Genomic DNA, 8,859 nt, shown 5'->3' with positions numbered 1-8,859 from the left:
TAAAAAGCCCGGCGCGTTGGGCGGCCGGGCTCAATCAATCTATTCCCGATACTGGGCTATTATTCTTCTTTTCTTATGTAAACCCAAGATGCTAAGCTGTTTAATTGAGAGAAGGGTTTAACAGAGTAAACGCAGTGCTCTTCAACTTCCTTAAAGTCAATATCGGCACACACTTCGGCCGTCACTTCACCAAGATTTTCATAATCTTCGTCTCTTGGCTCCCTGTCCAGATAACAAATGACTTTAAGTTTGCGGATATCTTCAAATCCAACAGCTACTGCTCTTATAGAAGGATAGATTTTCCCCCACAATGCCCTCTGCATTGAAATCAATAGCGCTTGCCTTATTTCTATCTCGTTCATGTTCATTTTAATGTCTTTATGGTCGCGCTGGGATGATATGAGCACCTGTGTGACTATTCACTATAATGCCCTTTGTTGTTGGCATCGCAGCCCCGGTTTGCGGATTTATATAATCACCTATCACTTTTCCGAAATCAACTCTTGTTTTCACTTCGTCTATTGCTTCTGACACCTTCACTTTGCCCGCATGGAAATCGTCCAAGAGTTGTTGGGCATCAGACTTCAAAACACTCTTGCCTTTTTGATAGTTATTGTGCCCCAAAATATGTTTACCCTGCTTACCTGCATGTATCTTTTTTGCAATGTTTCGAGTGGTATTTCTACTAACCGTATTTACGGTCTCTTTGGTTAGCGAAGTACCGATTTTAACTTCACTTAATAATCCCGCTGTATATAACTCGGCCAATGAAGTTCCGAAATTCCCTGCCGATAGCAAGTAGTTACCATCGGCAAGATTGTTACCACTTTCGGCGGCTGCACCTAAGATTGGGATATGGTATGTCCAAGTCGGCCAACGGAAGTTATTCGCTCTAACCCATACTTCCTGAAGAAATCCCCCGTCTCTTATCGTGGTGTCCGATGCAGCCATCCCATCCGGATCGATATACCGCAAAGGATTATTCAGAGCATAGTTATAGGGCGACACATTGTCAAACTCATCTGCCAGCGGGTCCACCGCTCCCCACCTGCCAATGTACGGGTCATAGAACCTTGCGCCGTAGTCATACTGCTTCAGCCCGTCCTGCAACTCCTTCCCGTTGTAAAGATAGTTATTTTTCGGATTGCCCGGGCGAACCGCCTCCCGGTACTGCAGCCCGAACGGGTAGTAGTCCATCGTGAAGTTCGGAGCCGTCACGTTCGTGCCCTGCGCAAACCCAACCCGGTTGTTCCCCAGGTGGTCCCGGAGGAAATAGTGGTACGTGTAGGTGCTGCCGCTCCGCAGGATACGCCCCTCCTCCGTGTGGATAAGCTCCATCGTGCCATTGTAATACTCGATGCCGTCGATGTAGTCCCGCGTCTGCCCCACGATGCCCCCCGTGCTCCGCAGCTTGCGCCCCGAGGCATCGTATACGTACGTCACGTTGCCCGACGTGGCCGTCACACTGATTGGCAGGTCCAGGTGGTTGTAGGTGATGCCCGTGATATTGTTCGCCGTCCGGCCGCTCCCGCTGTTGACCCTCGACTTCATGTTCCCGTTGGCGTCATACGTGTAGCCCGTCGTACCAGGAAGCTGGTAATCCGGGGACGCAGTGGCGGTGACCGCGTCCGCCACCGATACCAGCCGGTTGCCCGTGTAGTTCAGCGTGAGGTTGTCCACCACCGCTGCCGACGCATCGGTACGCACCAGCGTCCTGATGTTGCCGTTCTTGTCGTAGCCCAGTGTCTCGCGGCCCTTGCCCCCGCCCATCACCCCTTCCGTAAGCCGGCCGAACGCATCGTAGCTGTAGCTGTACACTTCCGTGTGAAGGGCCTGCGCAGCGTTGTGGCGCGTGAAGCGCTGGCTCGAGATGTTCCCGTTGTACTGCGGCGAGCTCCCGGCGTTGTATCCCAGCTCCTCCCGGAAAAGCGGCGCATTGGCATCCGCCAGCCAGCCCCTTGGATTATAGCCGTAGGTCACCGATTGTCCGTAACTGCTGCCCCCGTCCGTGCTGTGGAGCCGCTTGTGGCGCAGCTGGCCCACCTCGTTGTATTCATTCTTCGAAAGCAGCACACGCGTGCCGGTGTTCACCCGCTTCCAGGTGTTCGCCAGGCGGTTGCGGTGGTCGTATTCGTATTCGGTCACCACCGTCACCTCCGGCGTGGAACCATTCGTCGTGTGGTGCCTCCTGGTCTCCCTGGTCACCCGGCCTGTAAAGCTGTATTCCCGGAGGATATCGTCAAACTTCGTGGCAGCCGGACTGCCGCCAAGCAGGTGCTGCCGCCACTCCCGCACCACGTTGCCCCGGTCGTCGTAGTAGTAAACCGTCCAGAGGTACGTGCCCGTGCCCAGCACCTTCACCTTGCTGGCAACCAGTTTGCCGTGCACCAGCTTGCTGTGGCTCCCCGACTGGTTGTGAGGCAATCCCGGGATGCCGTCATACCGATCATAATAATGCACCTCCAGCACATCCATGCTCGGCGGGTTGCCCGATTCGTCCCCGAAGGGCACACTCCGGTTGGTGTAGCCGTGAAGGTTCCCGGCCGCCACCGAACGTTCCTCCCACTGCGCATTGTGCCCGTTGACGATTCCCTGCGCATAATCGGCCGCAGCAGCCGGATGCGTACCGCCGGCATGGCCCTTTTCAACCCCGGCCATCACCACCCGCCCCTGTCCGTCATATTTCGTAAACCCCATGTATTCCTTCCCCCCGGAATCCTTCTCCGACCGCTGCCGTCCGTCCTGCGTCATCACCACCTGCCCCATGGCGTTGTACACGTAAAACTCCCAGTCCTTGCCCGGCACCTTCCTGCCCTTCACCCGCCCCCTCCCGTCGTAGCGGTACTGATAGGCAAACCGGTCCAGATCCGCCGCACTGGGCTGCGTCTCCCCACGGTCCGGGTTCATCTCAGGCGTCAGCACAAACGACAGCTGCCCCAGGTCGTTGTAGACATAATACGTGCTCACCAGCGCCGAGGACGCCGTCCCCCCCGTGAACGTCCGGCGGCACAGCAGCCGCCCCTGCTTGTCCGTGTATTCCTCCACCGTGCCGGCCCGGCCGGATGTCCAGTTTTCGTCCCTGGTCACCGTAACGTACAGCTGGTTGGCGGCATAGGCGCCGCTGAGCACCAGCGACGGCACACCGTTGCCGTCGAGTGTGACGCGGTAATTGGCCACCTTGCGCGTGCTGGCGGGGTCGGCGAACGCCGACAGGTTGTTTGCCGCGTAGGCCGTCATAACCGTCCGCCCCGAACCCGTCCCCCGGCTTCCCGCCGGCTGCCAAACCGCGCCCGGGAAGCCCTGCTCAACCACCCGGTTCAGCGGTGAGGGCTCGAACACCGTGCGGCTGTAGGGATACGAGTGGGCGGTCTGTCCGGCCGGAACCGTTGATGAATTTGCATAGTAGCTGCCCTGCTGCGCCACCGCCCCCGCCTTGAACGCTCCACCCACGCCCGTGGCCGTCGCGTAGGGCAGGTATTGGTATTCCTGCCGCCCGTACGCATCGTAGCTGATGGGCCTCACCAGGTCCTTGAACCCGCTGCCCCCCGAAGCCTGCACCTGCACTTCCTGCAGGGGACGGCCCAGCCCGTCGTAGTACACGATGTCACGCATCGCGTCGGACACCTTCACCGGTGAGCCAACCGGCCGGAGGTAAACCGTTTTCTGCACGTAGTTCTGGTTCCCGCTCACCGTGCCCAGCAGATCCGTATCCGATGCGATGAACACCCGCAGCGTGCTCCCCGCCGGGGCATGGAAGCCCGGCAATAGCCGCACGCTCTGCGTCCCGCTCAGCTCAGACTGGCCCGAATAACTGCTGTACGTGGGATTGGCCGACTGTGCGAAAGCAACCTGCGGCGACATCAGACCAAATGCCGTAACAATCAAAAATAACTTTTCGACAATAACAATATGGTATATGAATACACTTCTCATGATGTTCCTTTATTAGTTGCCTCGGTAATTATACCTATAGTCTTCCACAATCTTATCCTCTTGATCTCGGATACGGCGCAGCCTTCCGAACCCATCGTAATCATAGTACCTCATACTACCTGAAGCGTCGGCGTGACTGGTCACCCCCACCACCGGATCGTACGTGTATGTATCCATTGATGCGCCAAGCGGATGTAACCTGATTTCGTCGACCTTCGCTGCCCCTGAAATTGTAACCGAGGTACTGGTTCGGATAATACGTTTGTAGTGCGTCCAGCCGCGGTATGTGCCTAAAGCAGTGGCAGCCGATATCACGGCTCCTGAGCTACCGGATACCGTCAATGTCGAAGGCGCTGATGGATGTACCCAGTATGTTAGCAGGTAATCCCTTGAAGGGGATAACCCCGTCTTCTGAAGACTTCCGGCAGAAAGCCTGTAAACTCGACGCCCGCCTGGCGCCGTCACATCGTCCACAGCAGTCCCAGCGTACACCCAGTTACCTTTTCCATCCGATTCGAAGCCAGCATACGCAATATCTCCCTGTACGGCATTTCTAACCTCAGCAATAGGATATTGGCCGCTATATGACCACAGGTAGCTGGCGGTAGGGCCACCTATCTCCGTTACTTGCAACAGATTGCTTCTGCTGTCGTAATTGTTATAAGTTAGCCGCGGCTGATACCGTGCATCGGGTGAATAGGATCCGCCACCGTTTGCGGCTGACGGAAATTGCCCAAGCACCCGGTTGCTCATTTTAAATGTGCCCAATGCTAATGGAGCAGCTGTTTCCAATTCGAGCAGTTGATCGACAAGCCCCCTCCCACCGAGCTTATACGTAGTTATATTACCCGCTAGTATTGTCCGTGTGCTACCTACTTCTTTATATAGGACGCTTTCGATGGGCTTGCTGATAATATTGTTATTCTTCATATCATAAATAAAACCGAACGTATTTCCATAATCCAGTGGGTAAGTGTGGTAAGCTATTTCTTTGCTTCCGTCGCTTCGGGCAGTAGTCTTTTTTGACATTTGATAATGTGGTTGGCCCAAGTTCATCCCATCGTAGGCGTAGTCCGTCATTTCGACGACAGAATCCGTAGTAGAATTGTAGGTAGTGACCATCGTACGGGTCAACTTCTTGACTCCCAGCCGCGTTTCGATATCAAAAAACTGATACCTCGTCCTCGCCGAATTCGCGTCAGCTGGGCTAGGCACACCATTCACATACCGAAAGCTCGCGAAAACACTATTCCCCGTTTTGATAGCGTTCCATTTATAACGACTGTAGGTATGCACCGTTTTCCTAACCGGCACAAAGGAAGTCGAAACAGATTTATAAACCGTCTCGCGTTTCAACGGACCACGAGCCCATGAGGTCCCGGCGATATAAAAAGGGTATCGGAGCGCCAGAAAACCGCCCGGCGGACCGGAAACGCCAGTACTATATCCGCTATCCGCTTGAAACTCATACTCGTACTCGATTTTCCCGTTTGCCACCCCAGCGCTGGAAATATTCTCGGTGACAAGTCGATAGAAAACCGAGTTTCCTGAATTGTTGCTCAACGGAAGCAGCGGATCTGACACAGACACATGTGCTAGATAGTTAAGATCGAGGTTAGACACATAGTAAGAGAAACTAAAGTTGTTCTGAGAAAACAAAAAACCATGAAAATCGGTAAGATATCCTTCCTGATAAGCAAACGACCGTGTTTTCGCAGGCGTCCCATCATTGGCATTTTCGGTAATTGAAGCGATTCGAAGTCCCCCGCGCAATTCACCGCTGTGGTTTCCCGCATAGGTGAACGTGGTAACTCCACCCGTTGGGTATGTTATCCCCGTCAGAATACATGCCTGTGCATGTGAAACCGAGATATTGCGGTTCGCCCCGCCAGGTAGGCCGGGGACCGTGGGTATAAAATTATCATTGGAAGTGACCCCGTTGTAGTAGCCCCAATAGTCTTGCCCAAAATGTGTTTTAGCATTCGTCCGCGTACCTCCCGCATAATAAATCGGCAATCTAGCCGAATTGTAGGCAAAATTATATTTACCTAACGAGGCTCCTGTGTTTGTTTCCAGATGCAGTGCGTCCAACCTCAATCTATAATCCAAATTATTGTTTCTATTGGAATAATCGGGTGGCTGTACCGGCGTTGACTCAAAATAGCTATGCTCAAAGCGGAAACCCTTAATGGTTTCCCCTGCCTTATTCTTCAACGCGATGCGTTGTATTCGATTCTTTCGTCTGTCTTTACGATCGCCCAAAAGAGAGATTTCAACCTCCCCACCCGGAAACACAATGCGCCTCAGCACCTTGGTGCTGTTTGTAAAAAAGACCGACGTACTGAACCCGAACATACTCTGGGGCACCCACTCAGGAGCGCCACTGTTGGTATGCCGTATAAAACTAGTGTATATATCATTATAATGGCTTGCGTCGGTCTCATAAATAAACTCAACGGTATCTGATTTAGACGTAGAAATGATTTTGCTTAAGTAAAGTGCCGTTACCGCGGATGGGCCGCCGTTTACGGCAGTACTTTCTTGGACGTTGAAGATGTAAACTGTTCCATCGGGGCCGGTGATCGTGTAACCTGATGTCATATTGCCAGTGATCCGATTATCGCTATAGGGAATCTGGACGAGCTGCTTATTTGAGTCATACACGAAACTACCGGCCAAGCCGGCTACGTTGAAATGATACCGGTCCGACTCATTGTCTGTATTGCCATCGGCTCGAGGCTGCAGGTAGTTGTAGACAGTGCTCGTATTAGTAGATGCCAAAATCTGTTGAGTGCTCATGAAAGATTGGTGTAGCCATCCAAAGGTTCCTTCATCTGCCCTGCCGCGGACAGTCCTAGTCAAAACACCACCGGCATTGAGGGTCCATCCCATTCCAACAGGTGAGGCGATGTCATTGACCTTTATCCCCGAAGCATGATAAGAAATGCTGACAGGGATATCTAGTTCTCTTGTAGTAATCCGAAACAATGGAATATCTATTTTTGCCAAACCACTAGAAAGGTCAACAGGGTATTCTCCATATCTGCCAAGAGCTGCAGCCTCGGGATTGGGAGGGATGATTACCTGCCTATTTTGCCCGTAAGATTGCAGTAATGATACTGCAAATACGAACAGCAATCCGATTTTATTACTTCTCTTCATGGTCTAAGGGTTTATTCAGATTATTTTCGATATGTTCCATACGTCGTTGCAGCCGGAGAATGTTGGTATTTTGATCATCGATCAGTTTGTGCTGTGCGACGATATTACGGGAGTTTTCCTCGATTATTTGTTCCTTCTCAATCAAATGCAATGTCAGCTCCTCCACCTTTTTCAGCAGCAGCAGGTTCATTTCGGCGAGGTCCAGGCCGTCGCGCTCGATGTCCTTCGCCGAAGGGATTTCCGGCAGGTGCCGGTGTTCCTTTACATAAGCTTCCACGTCGGCCAATGCAGGCAGCTCGTACTCCGGTGCAAATACGTAGTCCGGCACGGAGATATCCGTCTTTACCTTTACCTCCTTAGCCAAGATATTGCCGTTTACCGCCAGCTTGGCTTGCGGATTGGTGGTGCCAATGCCTACATCGCCGATTCTCGTAATCCGCATAACCTCCTGTACACCACCACCAAAGCGAAAAACAAATGGATAGTTTCCACCCGTACCATAAGAAGAAAGAAAAGTGATTTCATTTCCAAATCGACCTACGCTCACTTCAAATCGTCTTCGATTGCCAGATGTCGTTTCAAGCAGCCGAATCTCAGGTATTTCTTTATTAACGTCTATGCTATACTGTGGTCCCAGAATACCTATTCCCACATTTCCATTCGATGGAAAGGTATTTGTCTGCGTCTGAGCAAACCCGACTTTAACCAAAAAAATCAATATTCCAATAGATAATATTTGCTTCATGGCTTCTGGCTTTTCTGGTTTGTAATCAGTTCACTTATCTGTTGTTCAACGTTTGTCAAACGTTCCCGAAGCTGCCGATTTTCATGGTGCTTCTCAATCAAATGCAACGTCAATTCTTCCACCTTTTTCAGCAGCAGCAGGTTCATCTCGGCGAGATCCAGGCCGTCGCGCTCGATATCCTTCGCCGAAGGGATTTCCGGCAGGTGCCGGTGTTCCTTTACATAAGCTTCCACGTCGGCCAATGCAGGCAGCTCGTACTCCGGTGCAAATACGTAGTCCGGCACGGAGATATCCGTCTTTACCTTTACCTCCTTAGCCAGGATATTGCCGTTTACCGCCAGCTTGGCTTGCGGATTGGTGGTGCCAATGCCTACATTGCCGTTTACCAGTAATCTACCGGCCAGGTGGTGTTCTGCCATATTCGGGGTGTAATCTGCGATATTTGTCAATATGTTCTGATTTTGCGGCACGCCGTTGACATCGTAGGTCACTGCTTTCAGCGATTCCCCACTGGATTGGATCCATCCCACAAAATGGTAACCTCCGGAATGCTGGCCTCCAAGATAGGGCACTTGCAGGGCAAGGTACTTCTTCCCATTATACATACAGGTCTTCAGTGCCCACGTCGCCGTGGCGCCGTAAGCATCGCCGTCGTTCGACGTTAGGGCTGCAGCGGTGGTATTGTAAGCCGATGACGAGCGGATATCCACGACATTGAGCCGCTGATAAGCATTGGCCGCACCTCTTATCGCCATGATGGTGCCCACCGCGTAGTTATTGGGCAGCAACGCCCCGTTGTACATTTCATGAAGCAGGATAAGGCTCCTGGAATACGGCACGTTCTGGTCCAGGGCAATGGTCACTGCTTTGTAACTGCCGTGCAGCGTCGTCTGCGCTTTTGTTGTACTTAACCCTCCCATCAAGACATAGAGGGCGAACAGTGGTTTTAGTATTCTTCCCATACATTCGGTAGTTATCTGTTTTTGATTGTTTGATTTCATTATTGACGGCCCGGTACT

At 52.4% G+C, this 8,859-nt stretch carries 5 protein-coding genes; all 5 read right to left on the bottom strand.

Translation table 11 applies throughout. The features are described 5' to 3' along the window. Positions 1-59: 59 nt before the first annotated feature. From JHJ32_RS21575 to JHJ32_RS21555, 5 genes are read right to left on the bottom strand one after another with little or no spacing between them, the layout of a single operon-like run. Positions 60-362: a hypothetical protein gene (locus JHJ32_RS21575; protein WP_200122609.1), complete on the bottom strand. Its 303-nt coding sequence runs from the start codon at positions 360-362 to the stop codon at positions 60-62. Positions 363-378: 16 nt separating this feature from the next. Continuing rightward, complete coding sequence (locus JHJ32_RS23085; RefSeq protein WP_200122607.1) at positions 379-3,933, bottom strand: DUF6443 domain-containing protein; 3,555 nt, start codon at positions 3,931-3,933, stop codon at positions 379-381. 12 nt (positions 3,934-3,945) lie between these two features. Further along, positions 3,946-7,095 (bottom strand): hypothetical protein, encoded by a 3,150-nt coding sequence (locus JHJ32_RS21565; protein WP_200122605.1) that lies wholly within the window; start codon positions 7,093-7,095, stop codon positions 3,946-3,948. After that, the gene (locus JHJ32_RS21560) at positions 7,082-7,840 is read right to left on the bottom strand and encodes a hypothetical protein (protein ID WP_200122603.1); all 759 of its coding nucleotides are present in this window, start codon (positions 7,838-7,840) and stop codon (positions 7,082-7,084) included. The genes JHJ32_RS21565 and JHJ32_RS21560 overlap by 14 nt, the downstream gene beginning before the upstream one ends. Then, positions 7,837-8,802 carry a hypothetical protein gene (locus JHJ32_RS21555; RefSeq protein WP_200122601.1) on the bottom strand — a complete coding sequence of 322 codons (966 nt, stop codon included), beginning with the start codon at positions 8,800-8,802 and terminating at the stop codon, positions 7,837-7,839. The genes JHJ32_RS21560 and JHJ32_RS21555 overlap by 4 nt, the downstream gene beginning before the upstream one ends. Positions 8,803-8,859: the final 57 nt, after the last annotated feature.

The sequence above is a fragment of the Parapedobacter sp. ISTM3 genome (genome assembly GCF_016533505.1).
Classification (GTDB): Bacteria; Bacteroidota; Bacteroidia; order Sphingobacteriales; family Sphingobacteriaceae; genus Parapedobacter; species Parapedobacter luteus.
The sequence above is the reverse complement of the archived record's forward strand: the minus strand, read 5'-3'. Positions and strand labels throughout refer to the sequence as shown.

What these genes read in the sequence shown, in the direction of transcription:
- JHJ32_RS21575 (WP_200122609.1), bottom strand. Translation starts at nt 362, where the DNA reads ATGAACGAGATAGAAATAAGGCAAGCGCTATTGATTTCAATGCAGAGG.
- JHJ32_RS21565 (WP_200122605.1), bottom strand. Translation starts at nt 7,095, where the DNA reads ATGAAGAGAAGTAATAAAATCGGATTGCTGTTCGTATTTGCAGTATCA.
- JHJ32_RS21555 (WP_200122601.1), bottom strand. Translation starts at nt 8,802, where the DNA reads ATGGGAAGAATACTAAAACCACTGTTCGCCCTCTATGTCTTGATGGGA.
- JHJ32_RS21560 (WP_200122603.1), bottom strand. Translation starts at nt 7,840, where the DNA reads ATGAAGCAAATATTATCTATTGGAATATTGATTTTTTTGGTTAAAGTC.
- JHJ32_RS23085 (WP_200122607.1), bottom strand. Translation starts at nt 3,933, where the DNA reads ATGAGAAGTGTATTCATATACCATATTGTTATTGTCGAAAAGTTATTT.